Origin of the sequence: Breoghania sp. L-A4 (genome assembly GCF_003432385.1) — a bacterium.
Classification (GTDB): Bacteria; Pseudomonadota; Alphaproteobacteria; order Rhizobiales; family Stappiaceae; genus Breoghania.
Genome location: NZ_CP031841.1, coordinates 878,590 through 894,874, shown reverse-complemented (window position 1 = coordinate 894,874; position 16,285 = coordinate 878,590). Strand labels below are relative to the sequence as shown.

Annotated in this window: 14 protein-coding genes; 9 read left to right on the top strand and 5 right to left on the bottom strand. The window is 63.9% G+C overall.

Features of this window, described 5'->3' with window-relative positions:
- Window positions 1-566: 566 nt before the first annotated feature.
- From D1F64_RS04175 to D1F64_RS04155, 5 genes are all read left to right on the top strand, one after another.
- Window positions 567-932 (top strand): response regulator, encoded by a 366-nt coding sequence (locus D1F64_RS04175; protein ID WP_162901281.1) that lies wholly within the window; start codon window positions 567-569, stop codon window positions 930-932.
- 222 nt (window positions 933-1,154) lie between these two features.
- Window positions 1,155-1,781: a thioredoxin family protein gene (locus tag D1F64_RS04170; protein WP_248304617.1), complete on the top strand. Its 627-nt coding sequence runs from the start codon at window positions 1,155-1,157 to the stop codon at window positions 1,779-1,781.
- Window positions 1,782-1,789: 8 nt separating this feature from the next.
- Window positions 1,790-2,428 (top strand): hypothetical protein, encoded by a 639-nt coding sequence (locus D1F64_RS04165; protein ID WP_117411387.1) that lies wholly within the window; start codon window positions 1,790-1,792, stop codon window positions 2,426-2,428.
- Window positions 2,429-2,640: 212 nt separating this feature from the next.
- Window positions 2,641-3,615 carry a DMT family transporter gene (locus D1F64_RS04160; protein WP_248304616.1) on the top strand — a complete coding sequence of 325 codons (975 nt, stop codon included), beginning with the start codon at window positions 2,641-2,643 and terminating at the stop codon, window positions 3,613-3,615.
- 501 nt (window positions 3,616-4,116) lie between these two features.
- Window positions 4,117-6,216, top strand: coding sequence for a bifunctional diguanylate cyclase/phosphodiesterase (locus tag D1F64_RS04155; RefSeq protein ID WP_162901280.1), 2,100 nt, complete (start codon window positions 4,117-4,119; stop codon window positions 6,214-6,216).
- A gap of 28 nt (window positions 6,217-6,244) precedes the next feature.
- On the opposite strand, the gene D1F64_RS04150 is transcribed toward D1F64_RS04155, so the two are convergent.
- Window positions 6,245-7,126 carry a LysR family transcriptional regulator gene (locus D1F64_RS04150; RefSeq protein WP_117411385.1) on the bottom strand — a complete coding sequence of 294 codons (882 nt, stop codon included), beginning with the start codon at window positions 7,124-7,126 and terminating at the stop codon, window positions 6,245-6,247.
- Between the two features lie 168 nt (window positions 7,127-7,294).
- Between D1F64_RS04150 and D1F64_RS04145 the strand changes: the two genes are divergently transcribed.
- Window positions 7,295-7,765 (top strand): DUF1127 domain-containing protein, encoded by a 471-nt coding sequence (locus tag D1F64_RS04145; RefSeq protein WP_162901279.1) that lies wholly within the window; start codon window positions 7,295-7,297, stop codon window positions 7,763-7,765.
- Between the two features lie 258 nt (window positions 7,766-8,023).
- Here D1F64_RS04145 and D1F64_RS04140 read toward each other — a convergent pair whose 3' ends face one another.
- Entirely contained in the window at window positions 8,024-8,899 is an 876-nt protein-coding gene (locus D1F64_RS04140) for a LysR substrate-binding domain-containing protein (RefSeq protein ID WP_117414417.1), read from the bottom strand.
- Window positions 8,900-9,294: 395 nt separating this feature from the next.
- Here D1F64_RS04140 and D1F64_RS04135 point away from each other — a divergent pair, with 395 nt between their 5' ends.
- Both D1F64_RS04135 and D1F64_RS24240 read left to right on the top strand, forming a co-directional pair.
- Window positions 9,295-9,579, top strand: coding sequence for a DUF1127 domain-containing protein (locus D1F64_RS04135; protein WP_162901278.1), 285 nt, complete (start codon window positions 9,295-9,297; stop codon window positions 9,577-9,579).
- A gap of 3 nt (window positions 9,580-9,582) precedes the next feature.
- On the top strand, window positions 9,583-9,813 hold the full coding sequence (locus tag D1F64_RS24240; RefSeq protein ID WP_117411382.1) for a glutathione S-transferase: 231 nt from the start codon (window positions 9,583-9,585) through the stop codon (window positions 9,811-9,813).
- A 213-nt stretch (window positions 9,814-10,026) separates the two neighbouring features.
- Here the strand turns inward: D1F64_RS24240 and D1F64_RS23055 are convergent, their stop codons facing one another.
- The gene (locus D1F64_RS23055; protein ID WP_162901277.1) at window positions 10,027-10,971 is read right to left on the bottom strand and encodes a hypothetical protein; all 945 of its coding nucleotides are present in this window, start codon (window positions 10,969-10,971) and stop codon (window positions 10,027-10,029) included.
- Between the two features lie 126 nt (window positions 10,972-11,097).
- Here D1F64_RS23055 and D1F64_RS04115 point away from each other — a divergent pair, with 126 nt between their 5' ends.
- Complete coding sequence (locus D1F64_RS04115; RefSeq protein WP_117411379.1) at window positions 11,098-13,893, top strand: EAL domain-containing protein; 2,796 nt, start codon at window positions 11,098-11,100, stop codon at window positions 13,891-13,893.
- A gap of 36 nt (window positions 13,894-13,929) precedes the next feature.
- On the opposite strand, the gene D1F64_RS04110 is transcribed toward D1F64_RS04115, so the two are convergent.
- Both D1F64_RS04110 and D1F64_RS04105 read right to left on the bottom strand, forming a co-directional pair.
- Window positions 13,930-15,303 (bottom strand): glutamate--cysteine ligase, encoded by a 1,374-nt coding sequence (locus tag D1F64_RS04110; RefSeq protein WP_117411378.1) that lies wholly within the window; start codon window positions 15,301-15,303, stop codon window positions 13,930-13,932.
- Window positions 15,304-15,489: 186 nt separating this feature from the next.
- Window positions 15,490-16,218, bottom strand: coding sequence for a 16S rRNA (uracil(1498)-N(3))-methyltransferase (locus tag D1F64_RS04105; RefSeq protein ID WP_248304615.1), 729 nt, complete (start codon window positions 16,216-16,218; stop codon window positions 15,490-15,492).
- Window positions 16,219-16,285 lie beyond the last annotated feature (67 nt).

Here is a 16,285-nt window from a genome sequence, read left to right as displayed (position 1 = left end):
CGACAGGCATCCGGCTGCGCAGGACGATGCGGAAACGATCTGTCGCAACGCCTTCATGCCGCGCGCGGCAGCGCGCGATGCGGTCGGGCGCACGGCGCTTCGACATTTTTGATCGCTGCGTCGTTGCTGCGCGGCACAAGTGTAAACGCCGAAGACACCACAGCGCAATAATTGTCCAAAACAGCAATATGTACGGACATTTTCTGATATCCTTTCGAAGAGAAGGAACTCCGTTGCGCTTTCACAGGCACCCAGGGAGGAAGTCTTCGCCGTCATGAGATTCCAACAGGAAACCTGCATTGACCCTGTGGCCTTTTGGGATCGACCTCTCTACGTAGGGGCGCAATTCAACGGATATTTTCGGAAGCAGGAACGTTTTCGCAAAAATCAGGCCAGCGCCGCGTGGCGCTTGCGGTGCGTGCGATTCTGCCACGCCAGTCATTTGAGGTTCCGGTCACGCAAGGAATTGTGCCCGGACGAAACATCAAAATGCCCTATCTATCGGACCACTATGAGCAACGATCAACAAACGGTCCGTCACAGTGCACGCCACGGGACACACCGAAATGGATAAACGACTTCTGGTCGTCGACGACGAGATCGAGTTCGGAGAAATAATCGAGAGGATCGCAACAAAACTGGGTTTTGACGTCTGCAAGACCACCCGTCCCTCGGAATTCCGCAAAATGTACGATCAGTTCGACCCGACGCATATCTTCATGGACGTGATCATGCCGGAGATGGATGGGGTCGAGCTTGTGCAATGGCTGTCGCAACGCGGCTGCAAGGCCAAGGTCGTGATCATGTCCGGATCCAGCGCCAGCTACATCAACTCGACCCGCGCCATTGCCGCTGATACCGACCTCAACATCGTCGCCACACTCGCCAAGCCGTGCAAGGTCGCGGCCATTCGCAGCGTGCTGTCGGACTAGGTCATGGACTCATAAACAGAGTCGATATGGTGGCGACGCACGACGAGCCGACTGGTCGGGACGCCGGAGGTCCATGCCCCGCCGCCGGTCCGGCGCCGCACCGCTGCAAATGTCGGCGGGCAAGGCTTGTGAATTCCGGAAACTTGCGATTACATTCACAGACAAGAATATTTTGACCCTGAGCACCGCTCAGCGTCGCCGCGCCGATTCAGGGAGCCGGTCATGTTCACACGTCGTCATCTCATGGGCGTCGCCGCGGGCGGCGCAGCAGCCCTCGCACTGCCGCTGAAAATCGCGCGCGCCGCCGCGGCCGAACTCGGCGACGACGGGCTTTATCATCAGGACTGGTTTGTTCAGAGCTTTCTCGAACTGGAGGCCGATCTCACGGAAGCCGCCGAGGCCGGCAAGCATTTCGCCGTGATGTGGGAGCAGGCCGGCTGCCCGTTTTGCCGCAAGACCCATGAGATCAATCTGGCGCGCCCCGACATCGCCGATTACCTCAAGGAAAACTTCGCCATTGTGCAGCTCAACCTGTTCGGCGCCCGCGAGGTCACCGACTTCGACGGCGAAACCGACGAGGAGCGCGCCATCGCCCGGCGCTGGGCGGTCAACTTCACGCCAACCATCCAGTTCTTCCCCAACGATCCGGCCGAGGTGGCCGGCAAGGACGGCCGCACGGCCGAACTCGCCCGCATCCAGGGCTACCTGCCGCCGTTCTATTTCTATCATTTCTTCGAATGGATCCGGTCCGGAGCGCAGGCGGAAACCGGGTTCCAGCGTTACTCCAACGACAAGGTCAAGGAGTACGCGGACAAGGGCGTCACGCCGCAGGACTGGGTGCTGAAATAGGACCGGCCATGCCGCTGCAGAACCGGGTGACGCCGTTTGGCGAGATCGTCGCGCATGAGGCGCGCGGCACCCTGTTCGGCAACCGCGGCGGCCGCATTCACGACCCGCGAACACGCGCGCTGAGCTCCCGCCGCTGGGCGTCGCGACGGTGGATCTGCTGCCTGCTCGCCTTCAAAGGGCGTCGCCGCGCGGTGATGGGCACAGGCTACACGGAGCTGTTCTTCCTCGATGAGGTGACGGCACTGGCCGCCGGCCACCGGCCGTGTTTCGAGTGCCGCCGCAGGGACGCTGCCGCCTTCGCGCGATCCTGGGCCGCGGCACAGGGTCTCGACGCACCTCCGAAAGCCGATGAGATGGACAGGGTCCTGCATGACGAGCGCCGGCAGGACGCCCGCGCGCGGCCGCTCGATGCCGCCGCCGTCGCCCGCCTGCCCGACGGCGCGATGATCGCGACGCCAACGGACGATGCAGCCGGCACATCCTTCGCCCTGCGTGGCCCGCAGGCGTTTCCCTGGTCGCCCGACGGCTACGGCGCACCACGCCCGCGCGCCAAGATCGCCTCTGCCTGGCTGCTGACGCCACCGGTGACATGCGCCGCACTCAAAGCGGGCTTCCGCCCGCTGTGGCACCCGAGCGGGCAGGCATAGCTCAAAAGCCCGCGCGAAGGACGGCCCGCGCCTCCATTCACCACAAAAATTGATCGATTCGATTAGAAACATTCTCTGGACGGAATGATGGAACGCGCAGATCCTTGACACGCGGCACCGATGCCCGCCGGCCGGGCCTGCGTCGCCACGCACCCGCTCAAGACCATTCAGACCGGCAGTGTTCCGGGTCGCCTCGAAAGCTTCGACGTTCCATGACGATTGCCACCGAAACCACGTCCGCCACCCGCCACCTGGCGCTGTCCTCCGCGCGGACATCGGCGATGATGCCCGTCGACTTCGGTCTCTATGCACTGGTGCTGTTTTCGTGGGGCACCAGTTGGCTGGCGCTGAAGATGCAAGTCGGCGTCGTGGCGCCCGAGGTCTCGGTGTTCTGGCGCTTCCTGTTCGCAGCAACCTTGATGATGACATGGGCGATGGTCTCGCGACGGCGGCTGCGGTTCGCGGTCGGCGACCATCTGCGCTTCGCGGGCCTCGGCGGGATGATCTTCTCGACCAACTTCGTGCTGTTCTACTACGGCGCGCTTCATCTGCCCTCCGGCCTGCTGTCGGTGGTGTTCTCGCTCACCTCGATCATCAATCTGCTCCTCGCGGCCGTGATTTTCCGCCAGGGCATTTCCCGGCGGGTGCTGATCGGAGGCATTCTGGGAGCTTGCGGCATCGCACTGATGTTCTGGCCGCAGATCGCCGGCACCCGCATCAATCACGACGCCCTCGTCGGCCTGGGATTTTGCGCCGCCGGCACCGTGTCCTTCTGCCTGGGCAATATGCTGTCGGCGTCGAATCAGGCGCGCGGGCTGCCCGTCGTCTCCGCAAACGCCTGGGGGATGGTCTATGGCGCGGCGTTTCTGGCGGTCTTCGCCAGGATCAAGGGCGACGCCTTCATCATGGAACTGACCCCGGCCTACATCGGCGGGCTTGTCTGGCTGGTGGTGTTTTCCACCGTCCTCGCCTTTGCCTGCTATCTGACCCTGCTCGGACGCATCGGTTCGGCACGCGCCGGATACGCCACCGTGATGTTTCCGATCGTGGCTCTGGCGATCTCCACGGTCGTGGAGGGTTATCAATGGACCCCTGGCGCGCTCGCCGGCCTGCTGTGCGTGCTCGCTGGCAATCTGTTCGTGCTCACGCGCGGACGAGACGTGCGACAACGGCCCGCCGGCTCTTAGAGCGTTTCCTTGTTAAATGGAATCAATTCTGTTGGTCCAAACCGGTTCGATCCGCGAGGAAACGGGCGAACGGCGTAGCCCATGCTACGGCGGAGGCCGTTGACGCGGCGGACGGCCGGTTTCGACCAACCCTTTGGGCGGGATGAATTTTCCCGATTATCGGCGAGGCCCGTCTCGGCCATATCCGCGATATGCCCTTCGCCAATCCTCTTGATCCTCGACAAAATTCGTCTCCGCAGAATGGTTCCATTTAACAAGGAAACGCTCTAGCCGGCAACGCGGCCGCCGGCATCGCCATCGCGCAGCCAAAACATGCCGCGCCGGCAATGCAGATGCAGCGCGTTGTGGTTTTACCTACAAGCAAAACCTTATGACTTGCGTCAAATTTCGATATTGAAAACTTTAACTCACGCTTAACTCGGCATTTATAGTGTGGCACGGCACTCAGCGTCAAACCATTGCAGATAATACAATATCGAGTTGCGTAAAATGAATGCGGTAGTGAGCTGTATTACTGACAGCCATATCCTGTGGGTACTGGCCATCGCAGTGATTGTATGCGTCGCCGGAACATGGACGACGCTGGTTTTGCTCAGCCAATCCGACAGGGAAAACGGATCGCAGCGACTCGGCTGGTATTTTCTGACCTCTGTGGCTGCCGGCGCTTCAAGCTGGTGCACGCATTTCATTGCGATGATCGCCTACACCCCCAATGTCCCGGTGAGTTTTGATCCCATTCTGACGGCTGTCTCGCTGCTGATCGTCATTGCCGGCACCAATGTCGGCCTCCTCATTGCGACGAGCCGCGCGATCCCCTGCACCGCGACTCTGGGCGGCGGGATCATCGGCGCGTCCATCGCCGCCATGCACTACACCGGCATGGCGGGCTATCATGTCGTCGGCATCGTGGAATGGAACCAGTCCTACGTGATCGCCTCGGTGATCCTGGGGGTCGTCTTCAGCGCGGCCGCATTGGAGGTCGCCCTGCGCCACGAGAGCGGATCGAGCAGACAGCTTGCAAGCGCTCTCCTGCTGACCGCCATTCTCAGCCTGCACTTCACGGGGATGACCGCAATTCGGATCACGCCCATGGCGTTCACCGAGGAGATCAGCGATCCGGCGGCCGTTCAGGCGCTGGCGTTCGCGGTCGCGACCGTCGCGCTGATCGTCTTCGGCACCGGACTGACCAGCCACCGGATCGATGCCCGCGCGCACTCGGAGTCCCGTCGGCAACTGCACAAGCTGGCGCATTGCGATACGCTGACCGGGCTGCCGAACCGGGCGGGCTTCAAGGACTGTCTCGATCACAGCCTGACGTTGGCGGACGAAGAGCGCCGAAAGATCGCACTGATATCGATTGACCTGGACGGCTTCAAGGAGATCAACGATGCCCATGGGCATCGTTTCGGCGACGAGGTGCTGCGTGTTGTGGCGCGGCGGATCGAAACGTCGCTTGGCAGCGACGGCCAGGCCGCCCGGCTGGGCGGAGATGAATTCGCCGTCATCCGCTATTTCGATGACCGCGCCGAGCTTGGCGACTATGTCCAGCGGCTCGGCGACCTCCTGGCCGCGCCTATCCAGATCAACGGCTCGGACATTGCCACGGGCGCCAGTCTCGGCATCTGCACCTATCCCGACCACGCCGATTGCAACGAAAGCCTGGTCAACAACGCGGATCTGGCGATGCAATGCGCCAAGCCCGACACGGCGGAGAAGATATCCTTCTACAATCCGTCGATGGGCGAAACACACCGCAGCCGCAGGGTTCTGGTCACGGACCTGCGCCGCGCCATCGCCAACAACGAACTGAAGGTCCACTATCAGGTGCAGGCCTCCATCACGACCGGCGAGATCCGTGGCTTCGAGGCTCTGCTGCGCTGGAATCATCCGCTTTATGGCAACATTCCGCCGTCCACATTCATTCCGATGGCCGAGGAAACAGGCCTCATCCTGCCGATCGGCGAATGGGTCTTGCGGCAGGCCTGCGCGGATGCGGCGAGATGGCCGCTGCCGTGCAAACTGGCGGTCAACCTCTCGCAGGTGCAGTTCACCCACGCGGACCTGCCGAAACTGGTGCACGAAATATTGTGGGAGACCGGGCTTCCGGCGCACCGGCTGGAGCTGGAGCTGACCGAAACCGCGATCATGCAGGACAGGGGCCGGGCGCTGCACACGTTGCGCCGGATCAGAAACATCGGCGTTTCAATCGCGCTGGACGACTTCGGAACCGGCTACTCCTCGCTGGAAATCCTGAGCGCGTTCCCCTTCGACAAGATCAAGCTCGATTGTTCGTTCATGGCCAATATCGAAACGAGCCGGCAGTCGAAGGCGATCCTGCGGGCAATTCTGGCGCTCGGGCACGGCATCGACATCCCGGTCCTTGCCGAGGGCGTCGAAACCCGCTCGCAGCTTGCAATCCTTCAGGCCGAAGGATGCGACGAGGCCCAGGGCTATCTGTTCGCGCGCCCGGCTGCGACTCCGGTGTTTGAGTCTTTTGGCGACCTGACCGGCCCCGCGCAGGACAATGAAAACGTTCCGATGGATCCGTCGCCGCCCGACAGCGGCGCTCACCAAAAGCGCCGCACGTCCACCGGGGCGTAGCGCCGGCACGGAAAGAAAACCGGCCGCCCTATTCCGCCGCCATCTGCATCGAGATATTGCCGATCGACGCGACGATGTGGTCACACAAGGCGTTGTGCACAGACTCGGTCGCGCGCGCGGATCGCAGCAGCGCGATGTCGCATACGGGGAGCGGCGGCATGCCGTCGCGCTCATCGAAGGTGCGCAGGCCCGGCCGCAGGGCGCTTTCCGGCATCACCGTGACGGCGAGCCCCGCGCGCGCGGCACTGGAAAGCACCGCTGAATTGCCGCTGGTGTAGGCCACGCAATAGGGACGGGCGATGCCGTCCAGCGCATCCATGGCGCCCTTGCGCCAGGCGCAAGGCTCGCTGGCCAGCGCCAGCCGCAACACCTCGTCGTCCTGCAGGCACCGGTCGGATGCCCCCACCCAGTGCAACTGTTCACGCCGGATGATGTCCCCCTGGCCGAACGTGTCCTCGCACGAGGTCACGATGCCGATGTCGAGTTCGCCGCGGCTGACCCTCTCGGCGACGCTGACGCTGCCGAAACACTCCACCACCACCTCGATGGACGGATTGATGCGGGCGAAACCCGACAGCATCTGCGGCAGCAGCCGCTCGGCATAGTCATCCGGCAGACCGAGGGAGATCCGTCCGACCAGGTCCGGATCGGAAAAGGCGGACAGTGTCTCATCGTTGAGCCGGATCAGGCGCCGCGCGTATTCCTGCAACCTGTGGCCGTTCTCGGTCAGCCGCGACTGGCGCCCGTCGCGCGCGAAAATCGGCTGGCCGACGCGCTCCTCAAGCCGGCGCATCTGCATCGAGACAGCCGACTGCGTCTTGTTCACGGCCTCCGCGGCGCGGGTGAAGCTGCCCAGTTCGGCGATGGCAACAAAGGTTCGAAGCTGATCGATATCAAGGGCATAGGCCATATGAAGCGGCTCCCGGAAAGGCGCATTTCGCCATACATAACAAATTGCGATGATTATACATTAAAAACATTCGTTGGATAGATCAATACATATCTCCCATAGTCCATACATCGACATGCCGTTGCTGATTTCGCGGCATGAAACGTACTCGACAAAGGCCTAACGGACTTGCCGCGGCAACGCGGCGCATACAACGGGCGGAGTCTTGACCTCCGCGCCGAACGCTGGAGGTTTGCCATGAACTCGACCCTTTGCCCCGACCAACATTCCTTGCGCACATCAAAGGTGAGTCTGCCGGCTCTGGCGGTTCATCTCGCCCGCCACATCGTCGCACGGATCACGGCGGGCGTGGCGCATGTTGTCAACCAACGCGGCAAGCGCCGCCGGATAGGCTCGTTGCGGCGGCTCGATGCGCGTCAGCTCCAGGACATCGGGCTGACGCATGGCGACGTCGAATACGCCTTGTCCCGTCCGCGGACGGAAGATCCGTCGCAGATCCTGCAACGGCTGACGCAGGAACGGCGGCGGGCCGAACGCGCCATGATGCGCGAGAACGTGGTCGGCCTGCGCGCGGAAAGGCGGCGGATGACCGGCCGGCCCGCAGGCATCGCGCAGTACAGGAGTCCGGGTGATGTTTGAGACGCACAGAGGCACTGCCCGCAATCCCGTGGAGCGCGGACGGCACACGCTCGCGGCATTCGGGCTGCAGCGCGATCGCGCCGCCATCGCGGCCTACGTTGCCTACGCAACGACAATGACGCGGCCCCGCCCCGTGCGCCGCGATGAGATATCCCTACGGCGCCACGCGTAGGCATGCCGCCACCGGTTCGATCAGAGGCGCAAGCATCCGAACGAATCGGTGGCTGCCAGTCCCTTCGGGCTTCGGCCCTCGCCGCATCACTCCGCCGCCAGGGGCACGGACATGTTGTCGAGCGACGATACGATATGCTCGGCGAGCGCATCGATGAGCCGTGTGCTTTGGTGCCACGACCGGAGAATGGCGATTTCGCACGTTGGCAGCTTGGGAAATCCGTCGCTTTCCGACAACACGCGCATGCCGGTGCGCAGAGCCGATTCCGGCAGCACCGACACCGCCAGACCGGCCATCACCGCGGCGCTCACGCCGGCCGAGCTCCAGCTCGAGTAGAGCACGCGGTAATCGCGCCCCATCTCCTCGAGCGAGGCCTGCGCGGCATGGCGCCAGTCGCAGGTCGACCGGCCCAGCGCCAGCGGCAGCGGGACCTCCTCATGGGCGCAGTGACGCGCCGAGGCGACCCACAGCAGCGGCTCGCGCCGCACCACCTCCTCCGATCCGCGCCCCTTTTCACGCATGTAGGTGATGATGGCGATGTCGAGCCGGTTGGCCTTCAGGTCCTCGACCAGCAATGGCGTCGGCGCGCAGGTCACAGCCACTTCGGCCCGCGGATTGGAGCGCGAGAATCGGGCCATGATCTCCGGCAGGAAACGGTCGGCATAATCGTCCGGCGTGCCGAGACGGACGTGTCCGGCAAGTTCGGTGTCGTCGAACGCCGACAAGGTCTCGTCATTCAACTGCACGAGCCGCTGGGCATATTGCCGCAACCGCTCGCCATCCTCGGTCAGCCGGGACTGCCGGCCGCTGCGGGCGAAGATCGGCCGTCCGATACGTTCCTCGAGCCGACGCATCTGCATGGACACCGCGGATTGGGTTTTGTTCACGATTCCAGCGGCCTGGGTGAAGCTGCCTGTTTCCGTGATGGCCAGGAACGTCCGCAGTTGATCCAGATCGAGCATTCCGGCCATTGAGATGATCCATAACAATTTACGATCAATTCCATCAGAAACATTCGTTTGATCAATTGTAAAAGGCAAGCGATTATCGTGTTGCTTTCTGAACATCCGCAACTGCCGGAGCGATCCGGCCAACCTTCTTGCATGACTTGATCCGACGGACCCGCGTGTCCCTCGGTGGGTTTTGCTTGCCTTGGAGCTTCTCGTCCCGACTCCCATCGGGTACGGCGGCCCCGAATCTCTAGAACCGCACATGTCTTTTGCACCGGCGCCATTGGCTCCCGGTTGCAACGCTATCCAGGAAAGGATGCTGTTATGTTCACGCACACCACCACACCCACGCTGCCCTGCGGATCACCTTTGCCGCGGCCTCGGCTGGCCGTGCGGTGGTGCGTTTCGTGACGACAGCCCACAAACGCCATCGCAATCGCATTGCCTTGCGCCAACTGCTGACCTGGAACGACTACATGCTGACCGACATCGGCATCACGCGCGACGACATCCGTTGCGCGCTGGCATCGGGCTCCCGGATCGAGCCGACACGGCGCCTTCAGGTGATGGCTGTGGAACGGCGCGTCATCGCAATGGAGGATGCCCGCCGCCGGCGTGATGCGATTGGCGTCGACGGCGTCTCGCTCGCCCGCGCCGGCATGCGGCGCAACCGCGACACCGAAAAGGCATAGTCGATGGACGGCGACGCACATTCTGATGATGCGCGGGGGTCCCTGCGCATCCAAGACTGCATCAACGCCGTCTGCCCGTGGTCCGGCAACCCTGTCGATGCGGAATCGCTGACGCTTTATCGCGGACACGTGGTGGGATTTTGCAACACCGGTTGCCGCGACAAGTTTGACGCGGCAACCGGCGTCTTTGAAGCGGCGCTTGCCGCGCGCGGCGCCCGGGGTACCGGCTGCTGAAGACCGTCCTCCCGGGAATGCCTCCTGGCCCGGCTGACTTGCTCAGCCACACCTTCAGCCCGCTGCTCCCCCGGCAGCGGGCTTTTTTTGCGCGTGACCGTGGGCCTTGCCCCGGAGCAAATCCAGGATAAGTGGATACCGGTTATCGGTCCGGACTTGCGCCAAAACAAGGACTTAGAGCAAAGATCCGATTCTGTGAGAAACGGATCTGCTCTAGCCGGCCTTGCCCGACGCGAAGGTCTCGAAGAGTTTTTCGAAGGCCCGCACCTGGCTTTCCTGGATGCCGCGGCTGGCCGTGAAGAGGTCCCCCAGAGTGGCGTCCCCCGGTGTGCCGTCGGCCGCGGCTTCGTCCGCGGTGTGTTCGTCCGTCCCGTCCTGTGCTGCATCGTCTCCCTTCGCGGCGGCCGGCTCGGGCGTCCTTGCCCCGGCGCGCTCCTGCGCGGCGGCGTCCCCGGACGGCACGGTGCCTGCGAAGCCGGCAAAGAAGGCGTTCATCGCGTCGGCGAACGGCGCCATCATCTCGGCCGCCGTCGGCGGCGGCTTCGGCCGCCCCCTGGCGTAACCGGCCATGAAGGCGTCGAGCCAGTCGCGCGCCGGACCGACCGCGAAATTCCGCGCCTGCGATCCAATCATCATCGTGGCGGCCACCGGCATCATTTCGGACAAGGCATCCCGACCAAGGCCCGTGCTTGCCGCCACCTGATCCAGCACCGCCTTGCGGATCGCATCATTGGGAAACAGCAGGCCGACGAGGGCGTCGCCGCCGGGAAAGGCCGTTGAACCGGCCCCGAGCCCGGAGCGCGCGAAACCGGGGCGCCGTAGCCCGGGGACGCAAAGGCCGACATGAGCGCCTGCAAACCGTCCGGACTGCCCGCGGAATGCCTGACGCCGGCCCAGAATGCCGGCATCAATCCGGACATGGCGCGCTCCACGTCCGCTTCGTTCATCCCGAACCGTTCCCGCGTCTCCACCAGCAGGGCCACGGGATCGAAAGGCATGGGAAACGGAGGGTTGGTCATGAACTGATCCTGATTGATGGTATGCCATGATCCGGTGCTTCGCCGGTGTGGTCAATTGGCTTGTCCCGCTCGGCGCGCCTGGGTCACGGAAACAGCCCCCGAATACGCCGGAAAGCGCGGTTCTGCTGCCCTCGCGCACGCCGAGCCGGCGGGCAGAAGTCTTCACCAAAACTTTACCCAGTCGTCCGTTTCCTCACGATACGTAAACTTCTGATTGGGGTCTTGCTATAAGTCTATGTGACGAGCGTTCATAGCGAGTCTCTTGATGTCAAAACTGTCGATACGCCATCGCCTCAACATCATCGTATCCGTGCTTCTGGCGCTGATTTTCGTCGCGCTGGGCATCATCGGCTATGACGTGCGGACGGCGATTGGCGACATCAAGCAGGAACAGACGCGGCTGGACAGGCTGCAAACCGTATGGCCCGTTGTCCTGGCCGCGGCCCGCTCGCCCGGCGACCGGCAGCCGGCCCTGACGCTCGCCGAGGCGGCGATTGCCCGCACCACTGGCTCGCCGCCGCTGAAGCCGCTTGAGCCGCTTCTCAGCAAGATCCTCGAGCAGCCCGACACGCTGTCGATCCTCAAGCTGGCGCGCGACGAGCTTCCCCAGATCGCCTTCCACAGGCTCACCGACACCGGCGCCAACTGGAGCGAGCTCGAGATCACCCGGCTGCTGTCCATCCAGATTCCGGAGTTCATCTGGCGGCTGGCCAATCTGCACAACAACGCGCACGGGCTGGCCGCAAGCCGGAGACTCGGCCCCGGCGACCGCATGCAGTTCCTCGTTAACGCCGGCCAGTTCAAGGCATCCGCCGACACCATCGATGCGAACATGCGCAAACTCGCGGCCGCCGCGCCCGGCACCAGCGCACTCTCAGCCGCCAGCGCGCGCTACGGCTCTGCGAATGGCGCATTTCAAACCACCGCCGCCAAACTGGCCTGGACGATCAACGCGACGGAGGCACCGAAGCCGTTCAACACACGCGCCATCGACCGGGGCTACGATGATTTCATTGCCGTGACCGCCGATGTCTGGGACAGCGCGCTTGAGCACGTGTCGACCCATGTGGACTCGCGGCTGAACGCCCGGTTCCGGACCATGCTGGCCGTCACCGCCACGGCGCTGCTGTTCACCGGTCTCGCGCTGTGGTTTGCCATTTCCCTGTCGGATTCGATCGTCCGCGCCATCGACAAGCTGGAAACCAGCATCCGCACCCTGGCCGACAGTGTCGAGGGCGACGCCCACACGACCACCGTGCCCGAGGTCGATGGCAAAACCGAACTGGCCCGCATCGCCAAGGCCGTTGTCTACTACCGCGACCGCGTCACGGACCGGATCGCGGACGCGCTGCAGGATGAAAAACGCCGCGAGCTTGAATTGCTGTTCGAGCGGAATCCCGTGCCGATGTTCATCCGGGACCCGGTCACCGACCGCATCCTCAACGTCAACCAGACCGCGGTCGACCATTACGGCTATTCGCACACGGAATTCCGCAAGCTGTCCTTGCAGGACCTCAGGCCCGCCGGATTTGAGCAGGAACCGAGCGAGAGCTATGACGGCTCGACCGTGCACCGCCACCGCAAGGCCAACGGCGAGACCGTCGAGGTGATCGTCTTCGAGCGCACCATCGGCCTCGACGGACAAAACGTGCAGTTCGCGGCGATCGTCGACATCACCGAACGCCGGCGGGCGGAAAACCGCCTGTCGTTCCTGGCCCACTACGACGCCCTGACCAGCCTCGCCAACCGCGTGTTGCTGCACAAGCATCTGGGCGAGGAAATCGAGCTGAGCGCAGCCGATCCAGCGCATACATTCTCGCTGCTGTGCCTCGATCTCGACCGGTTCAAGAACGTCAACGACACCCTTGGCCACGATGCCGGCGACCAGGTGCTGAAGGCGGTGGCCGATCGTCTGTGCAAGCTGGTCGGCCCCAAGGACACCGTCTCACGGCTGGGCGGCGACGAATTCACCATCCTGCTCAAGGGACCCATCGGTCCGGACAAGGCCGAACATCTGGCGGAACGGATCTGCCAGACGATGGCCCAGCCGTTTTACGTGGGCGGTTCCCGGGTCATTCTCGGCGCCAGCGTCGGCATCAGCCACCATCCGTGCGACGCCACGGACAACGACGCGCTGATGAAGCACGCCGATCTCGCGCTCAACCGCGCGAAGGCGAACGGTCGCGGCTCCTATTGCGTCTTCGAAGTCGCGATGGACGAGGATCTGCGCAAGCGCCAGGCGCTGGAAGGCGACTTGCGCGACGCGTTGACCCTGTCGCGCTTCGAGCTCTACTACCAGCCGCTGGTCAACATCAGCACGAACACGATTTCCGGCTTCGAGGCCCTGTTGCGCTGGCACGATCCCGAGCGCGGCATGGTGTCGCCGACCGAATTCATTCCCATCGCCGAGGATGTGGGCCTGATCGAGGCGATCGGCACCTGGGTGCTCAACCAAGCCTGCCATGAAGTCGCCTCCTGGTCGAGCACGGTCAAGGTGGCCGTCAACGTGTCCTCGTACCAGTTCCGCGACGGACAACTGGTCGATGTCGTCAAGGCGGCACTCGATTCATCGGGGCTCGATCCGCAGAGACTGGAACTGGAAATCACCGAGAGCGTGCTGCTGGCCGACAGCGAAACCACGCTGGAAACCTTGCACCGGATCCGCAAGTTCGGCGTCCGCATCGCCATGGACGATTTTGGCACGGGTTACTCGAGCCTGAGCTACCTTCGATCCTTCCCCTTCGACAAGGTCAAGATCGACCGTTCCTTCGTCGGCGACCTGGGCAACACGGCGGAAGCGGATGCCATCGTGCGCGCCATTGCCGGGCTGAGCAGTGAGCTGGGCATGATGACGACCGCCGAAGGCATCGAGACCCATGAGCAACTGCTGCACGTCCAGGCGCATGGCTGCACGGAGGCGCAGGGTTTCCTGACCGGCCGGCCGGTGCCCGCGTCGGTGGCGCGCGAACTCGGCACGGCTCATACCGACGACCTGCGCGCCATTCTGGAACGCATGAAAAAACCCGACCATCCGCCGCTCATGGCGTTCACCGCCGACTGACCGACCGCGATCGGCTGTGGTTCACACGCCGCCGCTTCAGTAGGCGTATTCCTTGAACACCCGCGTGATGTCGCGGTTCCACTCGCCTTCGTACTTGCGCAGCATGTGCTCGGCCGGCGTCATGCCGGAGGCGACCGTCTCCTCGACCGCATCCAGGTGCACGGTCTCGTCGAAACCGCCTTCATTCAAACGCCCGCGGCGCTTCAGCCCCTCGCGCGACAGAGCCACCGCCTCGCGGGCGATCTCGTGCACCGAGTGGTTGCGAAACACCGTCTTGAGCGCGGTCTTGGGAACCCCGTCGCGCAGCGCCTCGCGCTCCTGCGCGCTCCAGTCCTTGACCAGCTCCCAGGCCTGGTCCAGCACGCCGTCGTCATACAGCAGACCGACCCAGAAGGCCGGCAGCGCGCAGATACGGCGCCAAGGACCCGCGTCCGCGCCGCGCATCTCGATGTAGCGCTTGAGCCGCACGTCGGGAAACACCGTGCCGAGATGATTGTTCCAGTCGCCCAGCGTCGGCCGGGCGTCCGGCACGCGGCCTTCGAGACTGCCCGCCATGAACTGGCGGAAGGTCGTGTCGGTGGCGTCGAAATAGGTGCCGCCGCGCTTGACGAAATACATCGGCACATCGAGCGCCCATTCGACATAATCGGAAAAGCCGAAGCCCTCGTCGAACGCCATCGGCAGCAGGCCCGCGCGGTTGTTGTCGGTATCGCGCCAGATCTCGGCGCGGTAGCTGAGAAAGCCGTTCGGCTTGCCGTCGGTGAAGGGCGAGTTGGCGAAGATGGCGGTCGCGATCGGCTGCAGCGCCAGGCCGACACGCATCTTCTTGGCCATGTCGGCCTCGCTGGAGAAGTCCAGATTCACCTGCACCGTCGAGGTGCGGTACATCATGTCCAGTCCCTTGCTGCCGACCTTCGGCATGTAGTTGGTCATGATCTCGTAGCGCGACTTCGGCATGCGTGGCATCTCGGCCAGCGTCCATGTCGGCGCCATGCCCAGACCGAGGAAACCGACGCCCAGCGGCTCGGCAATCTGGCGCACCTGGGCCAGATGCGCATTGGTCTCGCGACACGTCTGATGCAGATTGTCGACCGGCGCGCCGGAAAGCTCGAACTGGCCGCCCGGCTCGATCGAGATCGCGCCGCCGCCGACCGGGTCGGCAAGGCCGATGATGTTGCCCGCGTCCTCGATTCGCTCCCAGCCGAGCAGTCCCTCCATGCCTTCCAGCACGGTTTTGACACCCCGGTTTCCGTTATACGGGATCGGTGTCAGGTCCTTGGTGAAGAAGCCGAATTTCTCGTGCTCGGTGCCGATGCGGAAATCTTCCGGACCCTTGCAGCCTTCGCTCAGGGTGGCGGCCAGCTCGGTGGCCGTCGCAATCGGCGTGGTATCGATGGTGTCGCGTGCCATTAGGGTTCCTTGGCGGGATTAGGCGCGCACAATAACGAGCGATGCGAACTGGCTCAAACACGAAATATCGCTCGTGCAAAGGTTGAACACTGTGTCAGCAAATCGTGATCGTGCCGGTCTCCGCTGCTTCGCCTATCGTCCTATCGTCAGGCGTGGTGTGAAACTACTGGTCATTGGTGCCACGGATCACCGCCAATCGCCGGCGACCGCCTGGACGACCGCAAGTGCCGCCACGGCCGCGGTATCGGCGCGCAGGATCCGCGGGCCAAGCGGGATCGGCGTGACAAAGCTCTGGGCGCGCAGCAGGCTGCGCTCGTCTTCGGAAAACCCGCCTTCGGGGCCGATCAGCACCGCAAGGGGCCCGCGTTCCAGCGCCGAAAGGGCCGCCAGCGGATTCTGGCCCGCCTCGCCTTCGTCGCAGAAGATCAGCCGCCGGCCCGGATCGCTTTCCGCCCATCCCGCGATGATGTCCTCGAGCGCCACGGGATCGCGCACCTGGGGCACCGTGAGCACGCCGCACTGCTCGCACGCCTCGATGACGTTGGCCTGCATGCGGTCGAGCTTGACGCGCCCGGTCTGCGTATGCCGGGTGATCACCGGCTGCAACAGCCCCGCGCCCATCTCCACCGCCTTTTGCGCCATGTAGTCGACGCGCGCCTGCTTCAGCGGCGCGAACAGGTAGGTCAGATCGGGATGCGGCGTCTGCTCGCGGGTCTGCTCGGCAGGCACCAGCGCGCAGGCCTTGCGGCCGAGCTCACTGATTTCCGCGCGCCACTCGCCGTCGCGGCCATTGAACACCAGCACGCTGGCGCCGGCCTTCAGGCGCAGCACATTGAGCAGGTAGTTGGCCTGCGCACGCGCCACCGGCAGCGCAACCCCGGTGCTCAGATCCTGTTCGACGAAGAGACGGTGCATTCGGAACTCGTATCGGGACATGGCCGGGGCGTCGTGGTCCGCATCTGACGTGTGACTTGCGCCCCCG